Source organism: Pseudacidovorax sp. NFM-22 (assembly GCF_021401245.1).
In the GTDB taxonomy this organism is placed as follows: Bacteria; Pseudomonadota; Gammaproteobacteria; order Burkholderiales; family Burkholderiaceae_C; genus Xenophilus.
Window position 1 is genome coordinate 1,144,950 of the sequence record NZ_JACBFY010000002.1, and the last position, 24,983, is coordinate 1,169,932.

A 24,983-nucleotide genomic window follows, 5' to 3' on the forward strand; every position below is an offset into this window, starting at 1 on the left:
TCATGACGTCGCGCGGGTGCCCCGACGGGGGCTCGCCTCTGTGGACAATGGCCGCATGAAGCCCACCGTCATCAGTGCCGATGCGATGTTCGAGGATTTCCGCGGCTCCCTGCGCTGGGAGTGGCTGGCGGGCCTCGGCGCCTCGGAGCGGCAGTTCGACCCCGAGGTCATCAGCAATGCCCGCTCGGCCGCCGACCTGGTCGGCTACCTGAACTACATCCATCCCTACCGCGTGCAGATCATGGGCGCCCGGGAGGTCGCGTACCTCACGCGCGGATCGCCCGAGGACTGCGCCCGGCGCGTGGCCCGCATCGTCACGCTGGAGCCGCCCATGCTGGTGCTGGCCGATGGCCAGGCCGCGCCGGACGAGCTGCTGTCCATCTGCGAGCGGGCGCAACTGCCGCTCTTCGCCACCCGCGAATCCTCGGCCTTCGTGATCGACGTGCTGCGGGCCTACCTGTCCAAGCACTTTGCCGAGCGCACTTCGATGCACGGCGTGTTCATGGACATCCTGGGCATGGGCGTGATGATCACCGGCGAATCGGGCCTGGGCAAAAGCGAACTGGGCCTGGAGCTGATCTCGCGCGGCAACGGCCTGGTGGCCGACGACGCGGTGGACCTGTTCCGCATCAACCAGGCCACCATCGAGGGCCGCTGCCCTGACCTGCTGCAGAACCTGCTGGAGGTGCGCGGCATCGGCCTGCTGGACATCAAGGCCATCTTCGGCGAGACGGCCGTGCGCCGGAAGATGCGGCTCAAGCTCATCGTTCACCTCGTGCGGCGCGACTCCTTCGAGCGCGACTACGAGCGCATGCCCGCCGAGCCGCTCACGCAGGACGTGCTGGGCGTGCCGATCCGCAAGGTGGTCATCCAGGTGGTGGCCGGCCGCAACATCGCCGTGCTGGTCGAAGCTGCCGTGCGCAATTCCATCCTGCAGCTGCGCGGCATCGACACCTATGCCGACTTCGTCGCCCGCCACCACAAGGCCATGGAGAGCGGCGGCGCGTGAGCTGCAGTCCCCCGAATGAACAAAGCCCCGGAAGGGGCTTCGTTCATTGATGAGCCGTTGTTCAGCGGCACGCTGGCCGTCTTTAGAGGGCATCGGCTGGCTCCTGCTTCCCCTGATCAAAAGGCCGCGGAGCAGGCCATGTCAGGGTACCCGAGGAACCGGCTTTGCCAGGCCTCTGGGTGCGCCCCCCTCCAAGCCGAAGGCGCAAGAGAGGGGCTGAGGGCCGCGGCTCCAAGCCTGCCAGTGCAGGCTTGGACGTGCCCGAAGAGCAGCCGCCTCTGGCGGCCGCCCGGAGCCGCGAAGCGGCATGGGGGGTGCTACCGATTCCTGCAGTCGTTGCACACGCCGTAGAGCGACATGGCGTGATCCTGCAGTTCCCAGCCCTTGTCCTTGGCGATCATCTGCTGGCGGCGCTCGATCTCGGCGTCGTAGAACTCCTCGACCTTGCCGCAGACGGTGCACACCAGGTGGTCGTGGTGCGTGCCCTCGTTGAGTTCGTAGACCGCCTTGCCGCTCTCGAAGTGGCTGCGCTCCAGGATGCCGGCCTGCTCGAACTGGGTCAGCACACGGTACACGGTGGCCAGGCCGATGTCGGAGCGCTCGTTCAGCAGCACGCGGAACACGTCTTCGGCCGTCATGTGGCGCTGGCCGCCGGTCTGGAAGATCTCCAGGATCTTCAGGCGGGGAAGGGTGGCTTTGAGGCCGGTGCTCTTGAGTTCTTCGATGTTGCCCATGGTGGATTCCGGCATTGGCGAGGCGGGTGGCATGCCCGCGCTGCCTGTGGGTCGGAGCCGCCCTGGCAGAGGCCGGCCGCTACAATGCCCGGATCATATCGCCACGCTTTTTCCCCATGCCTGGACAACTTCTCCGCCCGAGCGGCTTTCGTCTGGCGGCCGTCCTGCTGGTCGGCGTCGGCATCGCCGGCTGCAGCAGCACCGGTGATCGTGTGCGCGGCGCCCTCAACGCGATCACGCCGTACAAGGTCGAGGTGGTGCAGGGCAACTTCGTCTCCAAGGAGCAGGTGGACGCCCTCAAGACCGGCATGTCGCGCCAGCAGGTGCGCGAGATCCTGGGCACGCCACTGCTCACCGACGTCTTCCATGCCAACCGCTGGGACTACGTCTTCACCATCCGCCGCCAGGGCGTCGAGCCGCAGCAACGCCGCCTGACGGTGTTCTTCGACGGCGACACGCTGGCCCGCTTCGAGGGCGACACCATGCCTTCCGAAGAGGAGTTCGTCGCCACGCTGGACACCCGCAAGCGCAGCGGCAAGGTGCCCGAGCTGCAGGCCTCGGAAGACGAACTCAAGAAATTCAAACCGGCCGTGTCCGCGTCGCCCACGCAGGACCTGCCGCGCAGCACCCAGCCGCTGCCGCCGAGCTACCCCCCGCTCGAAACCCGCTGAGCCTTCTCCCAAGGCCGCCGGTCGCCGCCGTCGCAACGCGGCCGGCCCGGCGGCCTTCGTTGTTCTTGCCCTCCCGCACCGAAAGCGAACGCGCATGACCGCCGCTCCCGTCGCCTCCTCTCCGTCTTCCGCCTCGCACCGCATCGCCGTCGCGGGCGCCTCCGGCCGCATGGGCCACATGCTGATCGAGGCGGTGCGCGCCGCGGACGACTGCCAGCTGGCCGGCGCCCTCGACCGCGAAGGCAGCCCCACGCTGGGCGGCGATGCGGGCGCCTTCCTGGGCTTTGCCTCCGGCGTGGCCGTGACGGCCGACCTGCGGGCTGGCCTCGCCGGTGCGCAGGTGCTGATCGACTTCACCCGCCCCGAAGGCACGATGGCCCATCTGGCCGTCTGCCGCGAACTGGGTGTGCAGGCCGTGATCGGCACCACCGGCTTCAGCGATGCGCAGAAGGCCGAGATCGCCGAGATCGCCAAGGACATCGCCATCGTCATGGCGCCCAACATGAGCGTCGGCGTCAACGTCACCTTCAAGCTGCTGGAGATGGCGGCCAAGGCGCTTTCCACCGGCTACGACATCGAGGTCATCGAGGCGCACCACCGCCACAAGGTGGACGCGCCGTCGGGCACCGCGCTCAAGATGGGCGAGGTGATCGCCGACGCGCTGGGCCGCGACCTGAAGGAATGCGCCGTCTACGGCCGCGAAGGCGTGACCGGCGAGCGCGACCCCTCCACCATCGGCTTCGCCACCATCCGCGGCGGCGACATCGTGGGCGACCACACGGTGCTGTTCGCCGGCACGGGCGAGCGCATCGAGATCTCGCACAAGTCGAGCAGCCGCGCCGGCTATGCCCAGGGCAGCCTGCGCGCGGTGCGCTTCCTGGCCGGCAAGAAGAACGGCCTGTTCGACATGTTCGACGTGCTCGGCCTGCGCTGAGCACGCCATTCCCTTCACCGCGACCGCGCGAGCAGACGATGGGCGCCCTTTCGCTGCTGGACCAGGCCGACGCCGTCGGCCGCGGCGTCGCCTTGTTTCTGCTGCTGATGTCGGTGGCCAGCTGGGTCACGCTGCTGTGGAAAGCGTGGGCGCTTCGCGGCGGAGCCGGCCGGCTGGCCCGTGCGGTGGCGCTCTTCTGGCAGGCGCCGAACGTGGGCGAGGGCGTGGCCCGACTGGCAGGACTCGACCCGCGCCGCCATGTGCTGCCGCTGGCGCAGGCGGTGCAGTCGCTGCCCGCGCGCACCGTACCCGACACGTTGCAGGCCCTGGGCCAGCCGCAGGCGCCGCTCACCCGCGCGTTGCGCGATGCGCTGCAGGCCGTGCTGCGGCAGCTGCAGGCGGGGCAGATCCTGCTGGCCACCATCGGTGCCACGGCGCCCTTCGTGGGCCTGCTGGGCACCGTGTGGGGCATCCATGGCGCGCTGGTCAGCATCGCGGGCCAGGCGGGCGGCTTCACCATCGACAAGGTGGCCGGCCCGGTGGGCGAGGCGCTGATCATGACCGCCTTCGGCCTGGCCGTGGCCCTGCCGGCCGTGGCGGCCTACAACGTCTTCGGCCGCATCATCGGCCACATGGAGGCCGAACTCGAAGGCTTCGCGCACGACCTGCTGGCCGTGTTCGCCCCTGATCCGGCCACGGCACCGCTGCCGCCCGCTCGGCCGATGCCGGTCACAGCCTGATCGTTGGGCGGCCGCTTCCGACAGCCCGGCGCGCTCTTATCACCCTCACCAGGACGACCATCCGCCATGGCCTTCGGCCGCAGCACCGACCGCCTGAACCCGCGCACCGGCCCCGCCGCGCGGCCGATGGCCGACATCAACGTCACGCCGCTGGTGGACGTGATGCTGGTGCTGCTGGTGATCTTCATCGTGACGGCGCCGCTGATGGCCAGTTCGATCCGTCTCGACCTGCCTACCGCCGGGGCCGCTGCGCCCGTGGAGCAGCCCCGCGCCATCAGCGTGGCACTGGATGCGCAGGGCCGCCTGTTCGTCGACGACCAGCCCGTGGCCGACACGCAGGCCCTGGCGCAGCGCCTGCGCACCGCCGCCGCGGGTGTGCCGGACATCGAACTGCAACTGCGTGCCGACCGCAGCCGGCCCTATGGCGAGATCGTCACGCTAATGGACGCCGCGCGTGAGGCTGGCATCCAGCGCATCGGCTTCGTGGCCGAACCGGCGGCCGGACCGACGCCCGCCACCGCGCCCCGCTGAACGCGGGCCCGACCCGCGGCCTCAGCCCGCCTTGCCCAGCACCACCGGCTTGGTGCGCCAGATGTCGTGCGCGTATTCGGCGATGGTGCGGTCCGACGAGAACACGCCCATGCCCGCCACGTTCAGGATGGCCTTGCGTGCCCAGGCATCGGCGTCGCGGTAAAGCGCGTCCACCTCGGCCTGCTTGGCCACGTAGGCCGCGTAGTCGGCCAGCAGCAGGTAGTGGTCGCCCCAGTTCACCAGCGTGTCGAACAGGCCCTGGTAGCGGCCCGGCTCGCCGGGCGAGAAGGCGCCCGACTGGATCGCGTCCAGCGTGCGCTTGAGCTCGGCATCGCCTTCGTAGAACTCGCGCGGCCGGTAGCCCTTGGCGCGGATCTCGGCCACCTGCGGCGTGGTGTTGCCGAAGATGAAGATGTTGTCGTCGCCGACGTTCTCCTTCATCTCCACGTTGGCGCCGTCCAGCGTGCCGATGGTCAGCGCGCCGTTGATGGCGAACTTCATGTTGCCGGTGCCGGAGGCCTCGGTGCCGGCGGTGGAGATCTGCTCCGACAGGTCGGCCGCCGGCATGATGATCTCGGCCAGGCTCACCGAGTAGTTGGGCAGGAAGACCACCTTCAGCAGCTTGCCCACGCGCTCGTCGGCGTTGACCACCGCGGCCACGTCGTTGATGAGCCGGATCACCTGCTTGGCCGTGAAGTAGGCCGAGGCCGCCTTGCCCGCGAAGATGACGACGCGCGGCACGTGGTGGCCATGCGGATCGTCCAGGATGCGGTGGTAGCGTGTGATGACGTGCAGCACGTTCAGCAGCTGGCGCTTGTACTCGTGGATGCGCTTGACCTGCACGTCGAACATGGCGTCGGTGTCCACCACCACGCCCATGTGCTGCTCGATCCAGTTGGCCAGGCGCAGCTTGTTCTCGCGCTTGGCATGGCGGAAGGCGCGCACGAAGGTGGGCTGCTCGGCCATGGGCTTGAGCGCCTCCAGCTGCGACAGGTCGCGCCGCCAGCCGCGGCCGATCCGCTTGTCCAGCAGCGCGGCCAGCGGCGGGTTGGCCTGCGCCAGCCAGCGCCGCGGCGTGACGCCGTTGGTCTTGTTGTTGAAGCGATCGGGGAAGAGCCGCGCGAAGTCCGCGAAGATCGACTGCTTCATCAGCTCGGAATGCAGCGCCGACACGCCGTTGACCGAATGGCTGGCCAGCACCGCCAGGTAGGCCATGCGCACGCGGCGCTCGCCCGATTCGTCCACCAGCGAGAGGCGGCGCATCAGGTCGGTGTCCTGGCCGACCTCGGCGGCCACCTCGCCCAGGAAGCGCGCGTTGATGTCGAAGATGATCTGCAGGTGGCGCGGCAGCACGCGGCCGAGCATCTCCACCGGCCAGGTCTCCAGCGCCTCGTGCATCAGCGTGTGGTTGGTGTAGCTGAAGACCTTCTGCGTCTGGGCCCAGGCTTCGTCCCAGCCGACGTTGTACTCGTCCACCAGCAGGCGCATCAGCTCGGGCACGGCCAGCACGGGGTGCGTGTCGTTCAGGTGGATGCTGACCTTCTCGTGCAGCTGGTCGAAGCCGGTGTGCGTGCGCAGGTAGCGGCGCACCAGATCCTGCACGCTGGCGCTGCAGAAGAAGTATTCCTGGTGCAGGCGCAGCTCCTTGCCCGAGAGCGTGGAGTCGTCGGGGTAGAGCACGCGCGACACGTTCTCGGAGTGGTTCTTGGTCTCCACCGCCTCGAAGTAGTTGCCGCGGTTGAAGGCCGAGAGGTCGATCTCTTCGGTCGCGCGGGCGGACCACAGACGCAGCGTGTTGGTGGCCTGGGTGCCGTAGCCCGGGATGATGGTGTCGTAGGCGATGGCCAGCACGTCGTGCGTGCCGACCCATTTGGCGGCGCCGTAGGCCTGGCGGCCTTCCACATGGCCGCCGAAGCGCACCCGGTACTTGACCTCGGGCCGCTGGAACTCCCACGGGTTGCCGCGCGTGAGCCAGTAGTCGGGCGTCTCCACCTGCTGGCCGTCGATGATGCGCTGGCGGAACATGCCGTATTCGTAGCGGATGCCGTAGCCCATGCCCGGCACGCCCAGCGTGGCCATCGAATCCAGGAAGCAGGCCGCCAGCCGGCCCAGGCCGCCGTTGCCCAGGGCCGCATCGGGCTCGCGCTCGGCCAGGGCGCTGACGTCGATGTCGAAGTCGGCCAGGGCGGCTTTGACGGTGTCGTACAGGTCGACTGCCAGCAGCGCATTGGTGAAGGTGCGGCCGATGAGGAATTCCATCGACAGGTAGTACACGCGCTTGACGTCCTGCGCATAGCTGGCGCGGGTGGTGGCCATCCAGCGCTCGACCAGCTGGTCGCGCACGGCCAGGGCGGTGGCGGCGAGCCAGTCGTCCTGGCTGGCGGCCACCGGGTCCTTGCCGACGGCGTACATGAGCTTGGTCGCCACGGAGCGCTTGAAGGCGGCAACGTCACGATCGGGATGGTCGTATTCGAAGTCGGCTGGAGTCATGGCGTTCTTGAAAGCTTTCGTGGATGGGAAGGGGCCCGGCGCCGAAGGTTCCCCAGCATTTAATGGGCCAGGGCCTCCCGGTAGACCGTGAGATAGTGCTCGGCGGCGGTGCCCCAGTCGGCCGGCCGGCGCATGGCGGTGGCCCGCACGCGGCGCCAGTCGGCGGGTCGCTCGTACAGGGCGAAGGCCCGGCGCAGGGCGCGGGCGTAGTCCTCGCCCTCGAAGCGCTCGAACACGAAGCCGGTGGCCGTGCCCTCGGCCATGTTCTCCAGCGCGCAGTCCACCACCGTGTCGGCCAGGCCGCCCACGCGGTGCACCAGCGGCAGGGCGCCGTAGCGCAGGCCGTACATCTGCGTCAGGCCGCAGGGCTCGAAGCGCGAGGGCACCAGCACCACGTCGGCGCCGCCGAAGAGGCGGTGGGCCAACGGCTCGTCGTAGCCGATGCGCGCGGCGATGCGCTTGGGCTGCGCGGCCGCGCGCTCGCGGAAGGCCTGTTCCATCCAGGCGTCGCCGCTGCCCAGCACGGCCAGCTGGCCGCCGCGTTCGAGCAGGGCGTCGATGCCGCCCAGCACCAGATGCAGGCCCTTCTGCTCGGTCAGCCGGCTGACGACGATGAACAGCGGTGCGCGCTCGTCCACCGCCAGGCCCAGCTCATGCTGCAGCGCCGCCTTGCAGCGGGCCTTGCCCGCCATGCGCCGGCCCTCGGGCATGGAAAAGCGCTGCGCCAGGTGGCTGTCGGTGGCGGGGTTCCACACCGTCTCGTCCACGGCGTTGAGGATGCCGTGCAGCGCACCGCTGCGCGCGCGCAGCAGGCCGTCGAGGCCGAAGCCCTGCTCGGGCGTCTGGATCTCCTGGGCATAGGTGGGGCTGACGGTGGTGATGCGGTCGGCGTAGAACAGGCCCGCCTTCATGAAGGAGACGTCGCCGTGGTATTCCAGCCCCTCGACCTGGAAGGCCTCGGGCGGCAGGCCCAGCTCGGCGAAGGCCCAGCCGCCGAACTGGCCCTGGTAGGCCAGGTTGTGGATGGTGAAGACGCTGCGCACGTCCGCGCCCTGGCCGCGCTGGCGCGCGAAAGCCAGGTAGGCCGGCGCCAGGCCGGCGTGCCAGTCGTGCGCATGCAGCAGCTCGGGGCGCCACAGCGGGTCCAGCCCCTGGGCCAGCAGCGCGGCGGCCCAGCCCAGCATGGCGAAGCGGCGGTGGTTGTCGCCGTAGGGCTGCTTGCCGGGGCCTTCGTAGGGATTGCCCGGGCGGTCGTACAGGGCGGGCGAATCGATCAGGTAGGTGGGCAGCAGCCGCCCCGCACCGCCATCGATGTAGCCGAAGCGCAGCAGGGCGGGCTCGCCCCAGGGCGCATGGAAGGACGCCACCGGCCGTGCATCGGCCACGCCGGCCGCGATGGCCGGAAAGGCGGGCAGCAGCACCCGGGCGTCGGCGCCCGCGGCCGCCAGGGCCAGGGGCAGGGCGCCGGTCACGTCGGCGAGGCCGCCGGTCTTGAGCAGCGGGAAGAGCTCCGCGCTCACTTGCAGGATGCGCATCAGGCCGAGCCGCCCTTGCCGTAGCTGGCGAGGTTCTCCACGGGCTGCTGCAGGCCCAGGCGGCGCAGCATCTCGCGCGTGATCAGCACCACGCCACCGGCCGTGCGCTCGAAGCGCTCGGCGTCGGCCACCGGGTCCTCGCCCACGATCAGCCCGTCGGGCAGCACGCAGGCGCGGTCGATCACCACCTTGCGCAGCTTGCAGCCGCGGCCGATGGTCACGTCGGGCAGGATCACCGCCTCCTCGATGTCGCAGAAGGAGTGCACGCGCACGCCCGAGAACAGCACCGAATTGCGCACGCCGGAGCCCGAGACGATGCAGCCACCCGAGACGATGATGTTCACCGCCTGCCCCGGGTTGCCGTCGCGGTCGGGCACGAACTTGGCCGGCGGCAGTTGGCGCTGGTAGGTCCAGATCGGCCAGTCGTCGTCGTAGATGTCCAGCTCGGGCGTGATGGAGGCCAGGTCGAGGTTGGCGGACCAGAAGGCGTCGATGGTGCCCACGTCGCGCCAGTAGGGCACGGCGTCCTGCACGCGGCTGACGCAGGACATGCCGAAGGGATGCGCCAGCGCCCGGCCTTCGGCCACGGCGCGCGGGATGATGTCCTTGCCGAAGTCGTGCTCCGAAGCGGGGTTGTCGGCATCCTCCTCCAGCAGCCGGTAGAGGTATTCGGCATCGAAGATGTAGATGCCCATGCTGGCCAGCGCCACGTCGGGCTTGCCGGGCATCGGGGGCGGGTCGGCGGGCTTCTCGATGAAGGCGGTGACGCGGCGGGCCTCGTCCACGGCCATCACGCCGAAGGCGGTGGCCTCCTCGCGCGGCACCTCGATGCAGCCGACGGTGCAGCCGCCGCCGTTGGCCACGTGGTCGCGCAGCATGAGGGAGTAGTCCATCTTGTAGATGTGGTCGCCGGCCAGCACCACCACGTAGTCGTGCCGGTGCGAGCGCGAGCGGATGATGTCGGCGTTCTGGTAGACGGCGTCGGCCGTGCCGCGGTACCAGTGGTCTTCGCTCACCCGCTGCTGGGCGGGCAGCACCTCGACCATCTCGCCGAACTCGGCGCGCAGGAAGTTCCAGCCGCTCTGCAGGTGGCGCATGAGCGAATGCGACTTGTACTGGGTGACCACCGCCACGCGGCGGATGCCGGAATTGATGCAGTTGGACAGGGCGAAATCGATGATGCGGAACTTGCCGCCGAAGAAGACGGCCGGCTTGGCGCGGCGGTCGGTCAGCTGCTTGAGCCGCGAGCCCCGGCCGCCGGCCAGGACCAGGGCGATGCTTCGGCGCACCAGCTGATGGGTTTCGAGGGAATGGTCCATCCCGTGAGTCTCCTGTGGGGTCGGTGTCGGTCTTGTGGAAGGCAAAGTCGGCAGTCGTCAGGCGGGCCCTGCCAGCCAGAGCGTGCCGGGCGGCAGCGTCTCGTGGACCGACAGGCGCCGCGGCGCGGTGGGTGTCTCGTCGTTCGTGGCCAGGTGCAGGTGCCAGTCGCCGGGAGGTAGCACGAACGGTGCCGGGGCCTCCTCGGCGTTGACCAGCAGCAGCCAGTCGCCGTCGCCGGCCTCGCCCTCGAAGCGCACGGCCATGGCGTGGGCCTGGCCCCGTTCCCAGTCGGCCGGCTCCATGGCGCGGCCCTCGGGCGACAGCCAGCGCAGGCGGGGCTCGCCCGCGGCCGGCTCGGCCGACCACCAGCGGGCGCGTCGCAGCGGCGCGGCCCGGCGGCGCAGGGCCGTGAGGCGTGCCGTGAAGTCCACCAGCGCGGCGTCGGCGCGGGTCCAGTCGATCCAGGTGGTCTCGTTGTCCTGGCAGTAGGCGTTGTTGTTGCCGCCCTGGCTGTGGCCCAGCTCGTCGCCCGCCAGCAGCATGGGCGTGCCCTGGGCGCACATCAGCGCGGCCAGCAGGGTGCGCGCCAGGCGCTGGCGGCGGGCCAGCACGGCCGCGTCGTCGGTGTCGCCTTCCACGCCCTGGTTGTGGCTGAGGTTGTGGGCGTGGCCGTCGCGGCCCTGCTCGCCGTTGGCCAGGTTGTGGCGCTCGTTGTAGCTGAGCAGGTCGCGCAGGTTGAAGCCGTCGTGCGCGGTGATGAAGTTGACGCTGGCCGTGGGCGCCCGGCCGTCGTGGTGGAACTCGCCGCTGGAGCCGGCGAGCCGGTGCGCGAACTCGCCCCGGCCCACGGCGCGGTGCAGCCAGAAGGCGCGGTGCGTGTCGCGGAAGCGGTCGTTCCACTCCAGCCAGCCGGGCGGGAAGGCTCCCAGCTGGTAGCCGCCGGGGCCGATGTCCCAGGGCTCGGCGATCAGCAGGGCCTGCGACAGCACCGGGTCCTGCAGGCAGGCGGCGAGGAAGGGGGCACGGGCGTCGAAGCCGCCATCCGCGCCGCGGCCCAGCATCGGGCCCAGGTCGAAGCGGAAGCCGTCCACGCCCAGTTCGGTGACCCAGTGGCGCAGGGCGTCCATGGCCAGCTGCACCACGCGCGGCTCGGAGAAGTCCAGGCAGTTGCCGCAGCCGCTCCAGTTCTCGTAGAAGGCGGGGTCGTCGGCACGCAGGCGGTAGTAGAGGGCGTTGTCGATGCCGCGCAGCGAGAGCGTCGGGCCCAGCTCGTCGGTCTCGGCGCTGTGGTTGAACACCACGTCGATCACCAGCTCCATGCCGCGCGCATGCACCGCCTCGGCGAGGGCGCGGAACTCGGCCACGGGACTGCCGCCTTCGCTGGCATAGCGCGCCTCGGGCGCGAACCAGCCGATGGGGCTGTAGCCCCAGTAGTTGGCCAGGCCCAGCTTCTGCAGGCGCTCTTCGTCGGCGCGGTGCTGCACGGGCATCAGGCTCAGCGTGGTCACGCCCAGGCGATGCAGATGGTCGAGCACCGCGGGTTGGGCCAGGCCGGCATAGCGGCCGCGGTGCTCCGGCGGCACGGCCGGGTGCAGCATCGTGTGGCCCTTGGGATGCAGCTCGTAGAGCACCCGTTCGCCCGCAGCGATGCGCGGCCGCGGCATGGCCAGGGGCGGCAGCGGGGCGGTCACGCGGGCCTTGAGGGCGATGGCGGCGTTGTCGCGCGTGTCGCGCACCCCGGGCTGGCCCGGGACATGGCCCAGGAAGAGGTCTTCGCCGCGGTACTGGCCGACCACCTCGCGGGCGTAGGGGTCGAGCAGCAGCTTGGCCGGGTTGAAGCGATGGCCTTCGTGCGGCGCCCAGGGGCCATGCACGCGCCAGCCGTAGACCAGCCCGGCGCGCGCCGCCGGCAGCAGGCCATGCCAGATGCCGTCGGTGCAGTGCGTGAGCGCCAGGCGCTGCTGCTCCTGCCGGCCCGTGGCGTCGAAGAGGCACAGCTCCACCGCCTCGGCCCGCGGCGCGACCAGGGCGAAGTTGACGCCGCCGCCGGGCAGGAGCGTGGCGCCGAGGGGAAAGGGACGGCCGTCAGCCAGCATGTGGCCGGTCAGTGCTCGCGGGTAGGGCTCAGTGCGGGGCCGCTCAGGCGCACGACCTTCTGGTTGCGCACCACGACCACGGCGGTTCCGGTCCGCGCAGCGGTCTCGCGCGCCGCTGCGGCAGCCCGCCGCAAGGCTGCCAGCGAGGCGGGCAGGTCCCGGTCCTTGGCTTGGGAAATGGGTCTGGCGCTCATGGTGCTTCTCCCCAGTCGATCAGCGTGGGCTCGTCGCCCGAGTTGTCATACAGCGCCCAGGCATCGACCGCCTGACGATAGCGCCGATCAAAATTGTCACGGCCGGCCTGAAGGATGGCCGCGGCTTCAGGGGCGAAGGGCGACAGCCCCGCTGCGATCAGGTCCGCGTTGATGAAACGCAGCACTTGCGCTTCCTGTGGCAGGAAGGCGCGGGCGAAAGTGGTTTTTCCCGCTCCGTTCGGGCCGGCAATGATGACGATCTTGGGCTCAGCCATGGGCCACCCACCACGTCACCGCCAGCGGCGGCACGGTGATCGCCAGGTGCTGGGCCTGGCCGTGCATCGGCTCGGGCACCGTGTTGGCCATGCCGTTGACCACGCCGCTGCCGCCGAACAGCTCGCTGTCGGTGTTGAGCACCTCGCGCCAGGCACCGGCCCGGGGCACGCCCACGCGGTAGTCGTGGCGCACGACGGGCGTGAAGTTGGCCACCGCCAGCAGCAGGGCGCCGTCGGGTGCGCGGCGCACGAAGGCGAAAACGGACTGCGCCTCGTCGTCGTGCACCATCCATTCGAAGCCCTGGGGTTCGCAGTCCTGCTCGAACAGGGCCGGAAAGTGGCGGTACAGGCGGTTGAGTTCGCGCACCAGGCGCTGCACGCCCTGGTGCGGCGCGTGGTCGAGCAGCTGCCAGTCGAGGCTGCGGTCGTGGCTCCATTCGCGCGTCTGGGCGAACTCGCCGCCCATGAACAGCAGCTTCTTGCCCGGATAGGCCCATTGCCAGCCGTACAGCAGCCGCAGCCCGGCAAAGCGCTGCCAGTCGTCGCCGCCGGCCATCTTGTCGATGAGCGGGCCCTTGCCGTGCACCACCTCGTCGTGCGAGAGCGGCAGCACGAAGTTCTCGCTGTGGGCGTACATCAGGCCGAAGGTGATCTGCCGGTGCTGGTGGCGGCGGTGCAGCGGATCGGTGTGAACGTAGGCCAGGGTGTCGTTCATCCAGCCCATGTTCCATTTGTAGTGGAAGCCCAGGCCGCCGGCTTCGGGCGGCTGGGTGACGCGCGGGAAGCTGGTCGATTCCTCGGCGAAGGTGACGGCGCCGGGTCGCTCGGTGCCCACCACCTGGTTCATGCGGCGCAGGAAGGCGATGGCTTCCAGGTTCTCGCGGCCGCCGTGTTCGTTGGGCAGCCACTCGCCGTGCGGGCGGCTGTAGTCGCGGTAGAGCATGGAGGCCACGGCGTCCACCCGCAGGCCGTCGATGCCGAAGCGCTCCAGCCAGTACAGGGCATTGCCGACCAGGTAGTTGCAGACCTCGGTGCGCTTCCAGTTGAAGATGAGCGTGTTCCAGTCGCGGTGGAAGCCCTCGCGCCGGTCTTCGTACTCGTACAGGGCGGTGCCGTCGAAGCGCGCCAGGCCATGCGCGTCGGTGGGAAAGTGCGCCGGCACCCAGTCCAGGATCACGCCCAGCCCGGCGGCATGGGCGGCCTGCACGAAATGGCGGAAGTCCTCCGGCGTGCCGAAGCGCGAGGTCGGCGCATACAGCCCGATCGGCTGGTAGCCCCAGGAGCCGTCGAAGGGGTGCTCGCTGATCGGCAGCAGCTCCAGGTGGGTGAAGCCAAGCCCGGCGGCATAGGGCACCAGCGTCTCGGCCAGCTCGCGGTAGCTGAGCCATTCGTGGCCGTTCTTGCGGCGCCAGGAGCCCAGGTGCACCTCGTAGATGCTGATGGGCGCGTCGCGCCGGTTGGCGGCGGCGCGCTCGGGCGGCAGCGGCAGGGGCGGCGGCAATTCGCGCACCACGCTGGCGGTCCCGGGCCGCAGGCGGGCGCCGAAGGCGTAGGGGTCGGCCTTGCGCAGCAGCGCCCCGTCCGCGGCCAGGATCTCGAATTCGTAGGCATCGCCGGGCTGCACATGCGGCGCGAAGATCTCCCACACGCCGCATTCGGGCCGACGCCGCATCAGGTGGCGGCGGCCGTCCCAGGTGTTGAAGTCGCCCACCACCGACACGCGGTGCGCATGCGGCGCCCAGACGGCAAAGGCCACGCCGTGCACGCCGGCCTGCACGCGCGGATGCGCGCCCAGCACCTCGAAGGGCCGCAGGTGCGTGCCTTCGGCCAGCAGCCACACGTCCAGGTCGGACAGCACGGGTCCGAAGCGGTAGGGGTCGTGCAGGCGGGAGGCATGGCCGTCGTCCCACTGCACCTGCAGCAGGTAGCCCAGCTCGGCCGGGGCGGCGGGCACCAGGGCGGCGAAGACATCCGAGTCGCCCTGGCGCTGCAGCACCGCCAGCGGATCGCCCGAGGCCGCATGCAGCACCGCGACCTGGCGTGCCCCCGGCAGCAGGGCCGCGATGCGCAGCCCGCCGGCCACGCGGTGCGGGCCGAGCACGGCGAAGGGGTCGCCATGCTCGGTCCGCATGAGGGACTGGATTTCGCCGTCGGAAAGCATTCGGAAAAGGGGGATGGCGAAGAGGACGCCGCAGGGGTTCCAAATGTAGCGAATACCCTGGGCCGTCCGGCGGGACTGGAGGCCAGGCCGGTCCCGGTGGTCGCCCGCGCCGCAAGCGAGAAACGGGCCACCCCGTGCGGCCTGCGCCGAGCCCTGATAATCGCCGGTCCCCGGCCCGCCCTGCGCCGGGTGCCTGTGCCAAGCCCATGAATCCCACCTACCAACCGAGTGAAGTCGAGTCCGCCGCCCAGGCCGACTGGACCGCCGCCGATGTCTACCGCGTGACCGAAGTCGCGGGCAAGAAGAAGTACTACGCCTGCTCCATGCTGCCGTATCCCAGCGGCAAGCTGCACATGGGCCATGTGCGCAACTACACCATCAACGACATGCTGGCGCGCTACCTGCGCATGAGCGGCTACAACGTGCTCATGCCCATGGGCTGGGACGCCTTCGGCCTGCCGGCCGAGAACGCGGCGCTCAAGAACGGCGTGCCGCCGGCCAAGTGGACGTACGAGAACATCGCGTACATGAAGGGCCAGCTGCAGGCCATGGGCCTGGCCATCGACTGGAGCCGCGAGGTCGCCACCTGCGACCCCAGCTACTACAAGTGGAACCAGTGGCTGTTCCTCAAGATGCTCGAGAAGGGCATCGCCTACCGCAAGACCCAGGTCGTCAACTGGGACCCGGTGGACCAGACCGTGCTGGCCAACGAGCAGGTGATCGACGGCCGCGGCTGGCGCACCGGCGCCCCGGTCGAGAAGCGCGAGATCCCCGGCTATTACCTCAAGATCACCGACTACGCCGAAGAGTTGCTCGACCATGTGCAGCACAAGCTGCCCGGCTGGCCCGAGCGCGTGCGGCTGATGCAGGAGAACTGGATCGGCAAGAGCAGCGGCGTGCGCTTCGCCTTCACGCACGGCATCCGCGGCGCGGACGGCGCGCCGATCCAGGACGGGCGCATGTACGTCTTCACGACGCGCGCCGACACCATCATGGGCGTGACCTTCTGCGCCGTGGCGCCGGAGCATCCGCTGGCCGCCCACGCAGCGGCGTCGAACCCGGAGGTCGCCGCCTTCATCGCCGAATGCAAGGCCGGCGGCGTGACCGAGGCCGAGCTGGCCACGCAGGAGAAGAAGGGCGTGCCCACGGGCCTCACCGTCACGCACCCGATCACCGACGAGCAGGTGCCCGTCTGGGTCGGCAACTACGTGCTCATGAGCTACGGCGACGGCGCCGTCATGGGCGTGCCGGCGCACGACGAGCGCGACTTCGCCTTCGCCAACAAGTACGGCATCCCGATCGTGCAGGTGGTGCTGGTGGACGACGAGCCGCACTTCGACTTCCACCACTGGCAGGACTGGTACGCCGACAAGGAACGCGGCGTCACCATCAACTCCGACAACTTCAGCGGCATGCGCCATCACGAGGCCGTGGACGCCGTGGCGCAGGTGCTGGAAGAAAAGGGCCTGGGCGCCAAGAAGACCACCTGGCGCCTGCGCGACTGGGGCATCAGCCGCCAGCGCTACTGGGGCACGCCGATCCCGATCATCCACTGCCCCGACTGCGGCCCGGTGCCGGTGCCCGAGCAGGACCTGCCCGTGGTGCTGCCCACCGACTGCGTGCCCGACGGCAGCGGCAATCCGCTGAACAAGCGCGAGGACTTCCTGGCCTGTACCTGCCCCACCTGCGGCAAGCCGGCCCGCCGCGAGACGGACACGATGGACACCTTCGTGGACAGCTCGTGGTACTTCATGCGCTACTGCGACCCGGCCAACGATCAGGCCATGGTGGCCGACGGCGCGCGCTACTGGATGCGTGGCCAGGGCGATGCCGCCGGCGGCAGCGGCATGGACCAGTACATCGGTGGCATCGAGCACGCCATCCTGCACCTGCTGTACGCGCGCTTCTGGACCAAGGTGATGCGCGATCTGGGCCTGGTGACGATCGACGAGCCCTTCACCCGCCTGCTCACGCAGGGCATGGTGCTCAACCACATCTACTACAAGCGCAATGCCAAGGGCGGCAAGGACTACTTCCCGCCCGCCGAGGTCACGCCCACCCTGGACGCCCAGGGCCGCATCACCGGCGGCACCACGGCCGACGGCACGGTGGTCGAGTACGGCGGCGTCGGCAAGATGGGCAAGAGCGAGCGCAACGGCGTCGATCCGCAGGAGCTGATCGAGAAGTACGGCGCCGACACCGCGCGCCTGTACACCATGTTCACCGCCCCGCCCGAGGCCACGCTGGAGTGGAACGACGCGGCGGTGGAAGGCAGCTTCCGCTTCCTGCGCCGCGTGTGGAACTTCGGCCAGGCGCTGGCCGCGATGCCCGCCGCCGATGGCGCCGCGCCCGGCAAGGCCGCCAAGGCCCTGCGCCGCGAGGTGCACACCGTGCTGCGCCAGGTCGACTACGACTACCAGCGCATGCAGTACAACACCGTCGTCTCCGGCGCGATGAAGCTGCTCAATGCGCTCGAAGGCTTCAAGGCCGAGGGCGAGGAAGGCGGCGTGGCTGCGCTGCGCGAGGGCTTCGGCATCCTGCTGCGCGTGCTCTACCCGGTCACGCCGCACCTGACGCACCAGCTGTGGAAGCAGCTGGGCTATGCCGAGGCGCAGGGCGTGCTGCTCGACGCCCCCTGGCCCGTGGTGGACGAAGGCGCGCTGGCGCAGGACGAGGTCGAACTCATGCTGCAGATCAACGGCAAGCTGCGCGGCGCCGTGGTGGTGCCGGCCAGTGCCGACAAGGCCGAGATCGAGGCCCTGGCCGTGGCCAGCGAGGCCTTCACCAAGCATGCGAACGGCCAGGCCGTGAAGCGCGTGATCGTGGTGCCGGGCCGCCTGGTCAACGTGGTGGTGGCATGACGACGGGCGCGCGCCTTGCCGGGCGGCCGTCGGACACGGCGCAGCGCGTCTCGCGCCGTGGCCTGCTGGCGGGCGCGGCCATGCTGCCCGTGGCCGCGCTGCTGGGCGGCTGCGGCTTCCGGCTGCGCGGGGCCGCGCAGTTTCCCTTCCGCTCCATCGCCGTGACCGGCGTGCCGGGCGTGGCCGCCGAGCTGCGCCGCGCGCTGCGCGGCCAGGGCGACCTGAAGGTGCTGGCCAACACCGACCCGGTGGCCGAGGCCGAGGCCATCTGTGAGCTCAGCGACGAATCCCGCAACAGCGCCATCCTGTCGACCAATTCCACGGGCCAGGCCCGCGACCTGTCGATCACGCTGCAGATCAGCTACCGGCTGCGCACCAAGGACGGCCGCGAGCTGATCCCCAAGACCTCGATCACGCTGTCGCGCGACATCAGCTACAACGAGAACACCGTGCTGGCCAAGGAAGCGGAACAGAACTTCCTGTACCGCGACATGATGCAGGACATGGCCCAGCAGCTGGTGCGCCGCCTGGCGGCGGCCAAGCCACCCGCCGCGTCCTGAGTCCGTCGTCCCGATGCAACTGGCCGCCGCCCAGCTCGACGCGCACCTGGCCAAGGGCCTGCGCACCCTCTACACCGTGCACGGCGACGAGCCGCTGCTGGTGCAGGAGGCGGCCGATGCCATCCGCGCCGCCGGCCGCGCGGCCGGCTACACCGAGCGCAGCAGCTTCACCGTGGCCGGCGCCCACTTCGACTGGAGCAGCGTGCTGGCCGCGGGCGGCTCGCTCAGCCTCTTCGCCGACCGGCAGCTGATCGAGATCCGCATCCCGTCGGGCAAGCCCGGCAAGGACGGCAGCACCGCCCTGCAGCAGATCGCCGAGGGCGCATCGGCCAGCGACGGCACGCTCACGCTGGTCTTCCTGCCGCGGCTGGACAAGATGACCAGGAGCGGCGCCTGGTTCGGCGCCCTGGAGTCGCATGGCGTCACGCTGCAGGTCGACCCGGTGGAGCGCGGCGCGCTGCCGCAGTGGATCGCCCAGCGCCTGGCGCGTCAGGGCCAGCGCGTGAAGGCCGGCGAGGAAGGCCAGCGCACGCTGCAGTTCTTCGCCGACCGGGTGGAGGGCAACCTGCTCGCCGCCCACCAGGAGATCCAGAAGCTGGCGCTGCTGCACCCGCCCGGCGAGCTGGGCTGGGAACAGGTCGAGGCCGCCGTCAACAACGTGGCCCGCTACGACGTGTTCAAGCTGTCCGACGCGGTGCTCTCGGGCAATGCGACGCGCGTCGCCCGCATGCTCGGTGGCCTGCAGGCCGAGGGCGAGGCGGCGGTGCTGGTGCATTACACGCTGGCCGAGGACATCCGCGCCCTCAAGCGCGTGCGCGACGCCATGGACGCGGGCCGCCCCCTGCCCATGGCCCTGCGCGAGAACCGCATCTGGGGCCCGCGCGAGCGCGCCTTCGAACGCGTGCTGCCGCGCCTCACGCCGCGCGCGCTGGCCCGCCTGCTGCGCGCCGCGCATGTCACCGACGGCATCGTCAAGGGCCTCAAGCAGCCCGACTGGCCCGCCGATCCCTGGCAGGCGCTGCAGCGGCTGGGGCTGATGACGGCGAAGCTGTGCGCGTGAGCGCCGCAGAAGACGCCCCCATCGCCATCGTCGGCGCCATGCACGAGGAGCTGGCGGCCCTGCTTGCCGCCATGCCCGACGAACAGGCCGAGACGGTCGCCGGCCGCCAGTTCTGGCGTGGCCACCTGGAGGGCCGGCCGGTGGTCGTGGTGCTCTCGCGCATCGGCAAGGTCGCCGCCGCCACCACGGCCGCCGTGCTGCTGGCGCGCTACGGCGTGCGGGCCGTGCTCTTCACCGGCGTGGCCGGCGGCCTGGGCGACGGCGTGGCGGTGGGCGACGTGGTGGTGGCGCGCGAGCTGCTGCAGCACGACATGGACGCCTCGCCGCTCTTTCCGCGCCACGAGGTGCCACTGACCGGCATCGCCCGCTTTCCCGCCAACGCCGCGCTGGCCGACGCCCTGGCCGCCGCAGCGCAGGAGGTGTTGGCCGCGCTGCCCACGCACCTGCCGGCCGAGGTGCAGGCCGAGTTCGCGCTGACGCAGGCGCGGCTGCACCGCGGCCTGATCGTGAGCGGCGACCGCTTCGTCGCCACAGCGGCCGAAAGTGCCGCGTTGCGCGCCGCGCTGCCCGACGCGCTGGCCGTGGAAATGGAAGGCGCCGCCGTGGCCCAGGTCTGCCACGACTGGGGCGTGCCCTTCGCGGCCGTGCGCACCATCTCCGACCGGGCCGACGACGCGGCCCACGCGGACTTCGGCCGCTTCGTCGCACGCGTCGCCAGCCCCTTCAGCGCGGCCATCGTGCGGCGGGCGCTCGCCAGGCTCTGACCGCGCCGGACGGACGCGGCTCAGCGGCCGTCCTACACCGAGGAAAGACGCGTTCCGCTTGGCCACGGCCTCGCGACCGATAGGCTGCATTCGAGTGGACGGCTTGCATGTCCCGGCCCTGCTGGCACCGCGGGGGTCGGGCGGCTTCCGTCCGCTCCTTCTTTCCGCACCTCCGCGCTCGTCTTCCCTTTCCGTCGAAGGAACCGGCACCATGCCCCGCTTCTCGCCCTCCACTCCCTCGCCCCGTCCGCTGCGCCGCGCCGGCGTGCCCCTGGCCCTGGCGGCCGGCTCCGTGTTGCTGCCCCTGTCCGCCCTGGCCCAGCAGCAGACGGCGACGATGGCCACCGATCCGGCCCTGCGCCCGACGGTCTCGCCCGCGCTGGACCGCATCAGCCTGTCGGTTGGTGCCTTCTATGCCGAGCCCAAGGTCAGCGCGACCGTGGGCAATTCCTTCGCTTCCTTCAATACCGGCGACGTGACCGCCGACCGCAAGGCGCTGCCGCGCATCGCCGGCGAGATCCTGCTGGGCGACAACCACGGCATCTCCTTCGAGGCCTTCCGCTACAGCCAGAACTACGCCAACGCCGGCACCGCGGGCTACACCAGTGGCCCCTTCGGCGTCACCGGCACGGCCGGCCCGAACCTGAACTTCGACCTGGACGTGGCCCGCCTGGGCTACCGCTACTGGTTCGGCTCGGGCAACACGGTGTTCGGCATCGGCGCCGGCATCGGCTACTACAAGGTCAAGCTGGAGACCAACGCCTTCGCGGCCGCCAGCGCCAACCTGCCGGGCCTGGGCTTCTACGGCAGCAATGGCAACTACAGCCGCCAGGACAGCGACGACGCCGTGGCGCCGATGCTGGAAGTGGGTGTGCGCCATGCCATCTCGCCCGACCTGCGCCTGTTCTTCGATGCCTCGGGCATCCGCAAGGGCGGCAGCAGCGGTGTGCACGGCAGCATCTACAACGCGCAGCTGGGTGCGGAATGGTTCCCGTGGCGCAACGTGGGCGTGTCGCTGGCCTATGCCGTCACCGACGTGGACCTGAAGCGCGACGACCCCGGCCTGCAGGGGCTGCGCATCAAGTTCCAGGGCCCGGTCGCGGCGGTCAAGGCCCGCTTCTGATCGGGCGCGGCGGCGGCTCCACAAGGCGCCGCCGCCTTTCGCGGTCTGCCTCAGGCGGGCCGGCGCAGTTCGCGCGCGGCCTCGGCCGCGATCTCGTACGAGCGCAGCCGTGCGGCATGGTCGTAGATGCCGCTGGCGACGATCACTTCCTGCACGCCGGTGCGGTCCATGAAGTCCTGCAGGCCTGCGCGCACCGTCTCCTTCGTGCCGATGGCGGCGCAGGAGAGCACGCTGTCGAGCAGCATGTTCTCGGACGGGCCGATGCGCTCGCGGTAGCCCGCCACGGGCGGCGGCAGCCGTCCCGGCCGGCCGCTGCGCAGATTGACGAAGGACTGCTGCCACGAGCTGGCCAGCAGATGCGCCTGGGCTTCGTCGTCGGCCGCGAAGATGTTGAAGCCGGCCATCGCATAGGGCTTGGCCAGTTGGGCCGAGGGCTTGAAGGTCTCGCGGTAGATGCGCAATGCGGGCATCAGCTGCTGCGGCGCGAAGTGCGAGGCGAAGGCATAGGGCAGGCCCAGGTGCGCCGCCAGTTGCGCGCCGAAGGTGCTGCTGCCCAGGATCCACACGGGCACCTGCAGACCGCGGCCTGGCACCGCCAGCACGGGCTGGCGCGGCTCGGGGCTCATGAAATCCATCAGCTCCAGCACGTCCTGCGGAAACTGGTCGGCATCGCTGGCAAGGTCGCGCCGCAGCGCGCGCGAGGTGCGCTGGTCCGAGCCCGGTGCGCGGCCCAGGCCCAGGTCGATGCGGCCGGGGTACAGCGACTCCAGCGTGCCGAACTGCTCGGCGATGACCAGCGGTGAATGGTTGGGCAGCATCACGCCGCCGGCACCGATGCGGATCGACCGGGTGCCGGCGCCGATGTAGGCCAGCAGGGTCGAGGTGGCCGCGCTGGCGATGCCCGGCATGCCGTGGTGCTCGGCCAGCCAGTAGCGGCGAAAGCCCAGCGCCTCGCCATGCTGGGCGAGCGAGAGCGAGTGGCGGAAGGACTGTCCCGCATCGCCGTCGTCGCGGATCGGGGACAGGTCGAGGATGGACAGGGGCAACGGCTGCGAATCGGACATGGCGCCGATCATGAACCGATCGGATTGATCCTGCCGGCGTGGGCCCTTGCGCGTCGGAGGCCGGCCCACCGGCCCCGCCGTGGGGGCTTGGCACGGCTTCTTACAATCTGCCGTTTTTCGCCATAGCAAGCTGTGCGTCCCTGTGGGGAAAGCGCTGCCAGCCAGCCCTTTCATTCCTGCCCCAGGAGCATCTGCATGCCTGCTTGCCGCCGGTCGCGCTCGGCCGTCCCTTCTTCTTCCTGCTTCTCCCCGCGTCTCCCGCTGCGCCCGCTGGCCCTGGCCGTGTTCGCGCTGGGTGCGTTGCCGGCCTGGTCGCAGACGACCGCGGAGACCGCGGAACCGGCCGCCGAAGCCGCCGAGGCACCTGCGGCGCGGCGTTCGGCGCAGAAGTCGCTGGACGCGGTCACGGTGCAGGGCGCACGTGAAAGCGCCACCACCCGCCTGCCGCTGACGGCGCGCGAGACGCCGCAGTCCGTCACCAGCGTCACGCGCGAGCAGATCGAGCGCCAGTCGCTCACCAGCATCGACGCCGTGCTGCGCAACGTGAACGGCGTGGCCGTGAGCTTCTATGACACGCAGCGGCCGCTGTACTTTGCGCGCGGCTTCCAGATCACCGACTTCCAGATCGACGGCCTGCCCAGCTACAGCAGCACCACCAACCAGGAGTTCGACACCGCGCTGTACGAGCGCATCGACGTCGTGCGCGGTGCCAACGGCATCCTGACCGGCGTGGGCACGCCTTCGGCCACGGTGAGCCTGACGCGCAAGCGGCCGCAACGGCAGTTCGCCGGCTCGGTGTCGCTGTCGGCCGGCTCGTGGGACTTCAAGCGCGCCGAGCTGGACCTGAACGTGCCGCTCAACGCCGACGGCAGCGTGCGCAGCCGCTTCGTCATCGCGCCGCAGAAGAAGGATTCCTTCCGCGATCGCTACTCGGAAGACAAGAACGCCATGCTGGCCGTGGTCGAGGCCGACCTGGGCAGCAGCACGGTTGCCTCCATCGGCTACCAGCGGCAGAAGAACGACCCCAAGGCGCCCATCTGGGGGACGATCCCCCGCTTTGCCACGGACGGCGGCAAGATCGACCTGCCGGTCTCCACCAGCTTCTCGCCATCGTGGACGCGCTGGAGCCGCGAGTCCGAGACGCTGTATGCCAACCTGGAGCACCAGTTCAACGACGACTGGAGCCTGCGCGCGAGCATCGCCCGCACCGAGGGCGAAACCTTCAGCCTGCGCACCTATGGTTACGGACGCACCACCTTGTCGGCGCCCTTCATCAACCGCCTGACCGGCGCTGGCATCACGCTGTACGGCGCCGTGGGCGGCGGCACCGAGACGCAGAACGCCATCGACACCTACCTGTCGGGCAAGCTGCACATCGGCGGCCGCACGCACGATGTGGTGCTGGGCATTGCCGACTACCACACGGTGACACGCACCGATGGCTACACCTCGCTGTCGAGCTGGCGCTACGACATTCCCAACATCTATGCCTGGAATGGCTATGCGCCGCAGCCCTACTACCGCAAGACGGGCGCCTGGAACGAGCAGACCACCGACCAGACCGGCCTGTATGCCTCGGGCCGCTGGCGGCTGACCGATGCGCTGTCGCTGATGACCGGCGTGCGCCTGACGAACTGGGAGCGGGCGACGAGCAGCTTCAACACCGCGGGCCAGTACGTCAGCACCACCGGCGTGCAGAAGGTGGAGCGCAAGAGCACGCCCTTCGTGGGCCTGATGTACGACGTGACGCCTGATGCGTCCATCTACGCGAGCTACGGCCGCATCTTCAATCCGCAGAACTACCGCGACGCCAACAACAACCCGCTGGCGCCGGTGACGGGCAGCAATGCCGAGCTCGGCATCAAGGGCAACCTGCTGGACGGGCGCCTGACGGGCAGCTTCGCCCTCTACGAGACCAAGCAGGACAACTTCGGCGTGCGCGACACGAGCGTGCCGGCCGGAACGCTGCCCGATGGCGGCTCGGCCTACCGCGCGGTCGACGGCACGCGCTCGTACGGCTTCGAGGCCGAGCTGGCCGGCTTCGTGACGCCGCGCTGGCGCGTGAGTGCGGGCCTGACGCGCACGAAGGTGGAGCGCAACGCGAGCGACCTGATCTACGCCAACTTCCCGGAATATCTGCTGCAGTTGTCGACGGATTACCAGCTGAGCGGGGCGCTGGCGCCACTGTCGGTGGGCGGTGGGCTGCAGTGGCAGACCAAGATCGAGGGCTTCAACATCCCGCACCCGATCCTGGGCACGGTGACGGTGACCGATCCGCCGGTGGCGGTGCTGAACCTGCGGGCGACGTGGAAGTTCAACGAGCGGCTGAGCGCGACGCTGAACATCAACAACGCGACGAACAAGAAGTACTGGGCCAACCTGGACTACGCCAACTATGCAGATCCGCGCAACATCATGCTGACCTTGCGGGCGAAGTTCTGAGGGCTTGTTGGGGCCGAGTTGTTGAGCCCTGAGCCCTGAGCCCTGAGCCCTTGAACTCCGGGCTCAGGGGCTCTCTCTGTTCTGTGCCTTGTGCCTTGTGCCTTGTGCCTTGTGCCTTGTGCCTTGTGCCTTGTGCCTGCGCGCTGCGCAAGTGCAAGTGCCCGGTGGTCCGCCCCTGGTGCCGGTGAGGGCGTGGCGGCGCTTCAGTGGGGCGGTCGGCGCTGCGCGCCGACTTCCCTGCGGTGCTCGGGCAGACGGGCCGCGGCATAACTCGCTACGCGCTTCGCGCTGCGCTCAGACAAACGCCGCGAGTCAGTTCACGAAGCGGGCCTGTCCTTCGGCAGGCCCGCAGCCCGTCCGCCCTGCGCTCCTCGGCGCCCCACAGGCGCGCCGCCACGCCCTCACCGGCACCAGGGCCT

Annotated in this window: 20 protein-coding genes; 11 read left to right on the forward strand and 9 right to left on the reverse strand. The window is 70.2% G+C overall.

Annotated elements, in window-relative coordinates:
• The first annotated feature begins 55 nt into the window (after positions 1-55).
• Positions 56-1,009: an HPr(Ser) kinase/phosphatase gene (hprK, locus tag L0984_RS10820; protein ID WP_234193682.1), complete on the forward strand. Its 954-nt coding sequence runs from the start codon at positions 56-58 to the stop codon at positions 1,007-1,009.
• A 317-nt stretch (positions 1,010-1,326) separates the two neighbouring features.
• On the opposite strand, the gene fur is transcribed toward hprK, so the two are convergent.
• Complete coding sequence (gene fur / locus L0984_RS10825; protein ID WP_076505370.1) at positions 1,327-1,743, reverse strand: ferric iron uptake transcriptional regulator; 417 nt, start codon at positions 1,741-1,743, stop codon at positions 1,327-1,329.
• Positions 1,744-1,859: 116 nt separating this feature from the next.
• On the opposite strand from fur, the gene L0984_RS10830 reads away from it, so the two are divergent.
• The 4 genes from L0984_RS10830 (at position 1,860) to L0984_RS10845 (ending at position 4,619) form a co-directional block, all read left to right on the forward strand.
• Entirely contained in the window at positions 1,860-2,414 is a 555-nt protein-coding gene (locus tag L0984_RS10830; RefSeq protein ID WP_234193683.1) for an outer membrane protein assembly factor BamE, read from the forward strand.
• 94 nt (positions 2,415-2,508) lie between these two features.
• Entirely contained in the window at positions 2,509-3,348 is an 840-nt protein-coding gene (dapB, locus tag L0984_RS10835) for a 4-hydroxy-tetrahydrodipicolinate reductase (protein ID WP_234193684.1), read from the forward strand.
• A gap of 38 nt (positions 3,349-3,386) precedes the next feature.
• Complete coding sequence (locus tag L0984_RS10840) at positions 3,387-4,088, forward strand: MotA/TolQ/ExbB proton channel family protein (RefSeq protein ID WP_234193685.1); 702 nt, start codon at positions 3,387-3,389, stop codon at positions 4,086-4,088.
• Between the two features lie 66 nt (positions 4,089-4,154).
• The gene (locus L0984_RS10845) at positions 4,155-4,619 is read left to right on the forward strand and encodes an ExbD/TolR family protein (protein ID WP_234193686.1); all 465 of its coding nucleotides are present in this window, start codon (positions 4,155-4,157) and stop codon (positions 4,617-4,619) included.
• Between the two features lie 21 nt (positions 4,620-4,640).
• Here L0984_RS10845 and L0984_RS10850 read toward each other — a convergent pair whose 3' ends face one another.
• The 7 genes from L0984_RS10850 to glgB are packed head-to-tail and all read right to left on the reverse strand — an operon-like array spanning position 4,641 to position 14,690.
• On the reverse strand, positions 4,641-7,109 hold the full coding sequence (locus L0984_RS10850; protein ID WP_234193687.1) for a glycogen/starch/alpha-glucan phosphorylase: 2,469 nt from the start codon (positions 7,107-7,109) through the stop codon (positions 4,641-4,643).
• Between the two features lie 59 nt (positions 7,110-7,168).
• Positions 7,169-8,644: a glycogen synthase GlgA gene (gene glgA / locus L0984_RS10855; protein WP_234193688.1), complete on the reverse strand. Its 1,476-nt coding sequence runs from the start codon at positions 8,642-8,644 to the stop codon at positions 7,169-7,171.
• Positions 8,644-9,963, reverse strand: coding sequence for a glucose-1-phosphate adenylyltransferase (glgC, locus tag L0984_RS10860; protein ID WP_234193689.1), 1,320 nt, complete (start codon positions 9,961-9,963; stop codon positions 8,644-8,646). Before glgC ends, glgA begins: the two co-directional genes overlap by 1 nt.
• Positions 9,964-10,020: 57 nt before the next feature.
• Complete coding sequence (gene glgX, locus L0984_RS10865) at positions 10,021-12,060, reverse strand: glycogen debranching protein GlgX (protein WP_234193690.1); 2,040 nt, start codon at positions 12,058-12,060, stop codon at positions 10,021-10,023.
• Positions 12,061-12,068: 8 nt separating this feature from the next.
• Positions 12,069-12,254: a hypothetical protein gene (locus tag L0984_RS10870; protein ID WP_234193691.1), complete on the reverse strand. Its 186-nt coding sequence runs from the start codon at positions 12,252-12,254 to the stop codon at positions 12,069-12,071.
• The gene (locus L0984_RS10875) at positions 12,251-12,529 is read right to left on the reverse strand and encodes a hypothetical protein (RefSeq protein WP_234193692.1); all 279 of its coding nucleotides are present in this window, start codon (positions 12,527-12,529) and stop codon (positions 12,251-12,253) included. Before L0984_RS10875 ends, L0984_RS10870 begins: the two co-directional genes overlap by 4 nt.
• Positions 12,522-14,690 (reverse strand): 1,4-alpha-glucan branching protein GlgB, encoded by a 2,169-nt coding sequence (glgB, locus tag L0984_RS10880; RefSeq protein ID WP_234193693.1) that lies wholly within the window; start codon positions 14,688-14,690, stop codon positions 12,522-12,524. The genes L0984_RS10875 and glgB overlap by 8 nt, the downstream gene beginning before the upstream one ends.
• 206 nt (positions 14,691-14,896) lie before the next feature.
• Here glgB and leuS point away from each other — a divergent pair, with 206 nt between their 5' ends.
• The 5 genes from leuS to L0984_RS10905 all read left to right on the forward strand — a co-directional run bounded on the left by leuS (position 14,897) and on the right by L0984_RS10905 (position 21,058).
• Positions 14,897-17,551 (forward strand): leucine--tRNA ligase, encoded by a 2,655-nt coding sequence (leuS, locus tag L0984_RS10885; RefSeq protein WP_234193694.1) that lies wholly within the window; start codon positions 14,897-14,899, stop codon positions 17,549-17,551.
• Positions 17,548-18,111: an LPS-assembly lipoprotein LptE gene (locus L0984_RS10890; RefSeq protein WP_234193695.1), complete on the forward strand. Its 564-nt coding sequence runs from the start codon at positions 17,548-17,550 to the stop codon at positions 18,109-18,111. Before leuS ends, L0984_RS10890 begins: the two co-directional genes overlap by 4 nt.
• 13 nt (positions 18,112-18,124) lie before the next feature.
• Entirely contained in the window at positions 18,125-19,171 is a 1,047-nt protein-coding gene (gene holA, locus L0984_RS10895; protein ID WP_234193696.1) for a DNA polymerase III subunit delta, read from the forward strand.
• Positions 19,172-19,209: 38 nt separating this feature from the next.
• Complete coding sequence (locus L0984_RS10900; protein WP_234193750.1) at positions 19,210-19,935, forward strand: 5'-methylthioadenosine/adenosylhomocysteine nucleosidase; 726 nt, start codon at positions 19,210-19,212, stop codon at positions 19,933-19,935.
• 211 nt (positions 19,936-20,146) lie between these two features.
• Positions 20,147-21,058 carry a hypothetical protein gene (locus tag L0984_RS10905; RefSeq protein ID WP_234193697.1) on the forward strand — a complete coding sequence of 304 codons (912 nt, stop codon included), beginning with the start codon at positions 20,147-20,149 and terminating at the stop codon, positions 21,056-21,058.
• Between the two features lie 50 nt (positions 21,059-21,108).
• On the opposite strand, the gene L0984_RS10910 is transcribed toward L0984_RS10905, so the two are convergent.
• The gene (locus L0984_RS10910; protein WP_234193698.1) at positions 21,109-22,122 is read right to left on the reverse strand and encodes an LLM class flavin-dependent oxidoreductase; all 1,014 of its coding nucleotides are present in this window, start codon (positions 22,120-22,122) and stop codon (positions 21,109-21,111) included.
• A gap of 195 nt (positions 22,123-22,317) precedes the next feature.
• Here L0984_RS10910 and L0984_RS10915 point away from each other — a divergent pair, with 195 nt between their 5' ends.
• Positions 22,318-24,564, forward strand: coding sequence for a TonB-dependent siderophore receptor (locus L0984_RS10915; protein WP_234193699.1), 2,247 nt, complete (start codon positions 22,318-22,320; stop codon positions 24,562-24,564).
• Positions 24,565-24,983 lie beyond the last annotated feature (419 nt).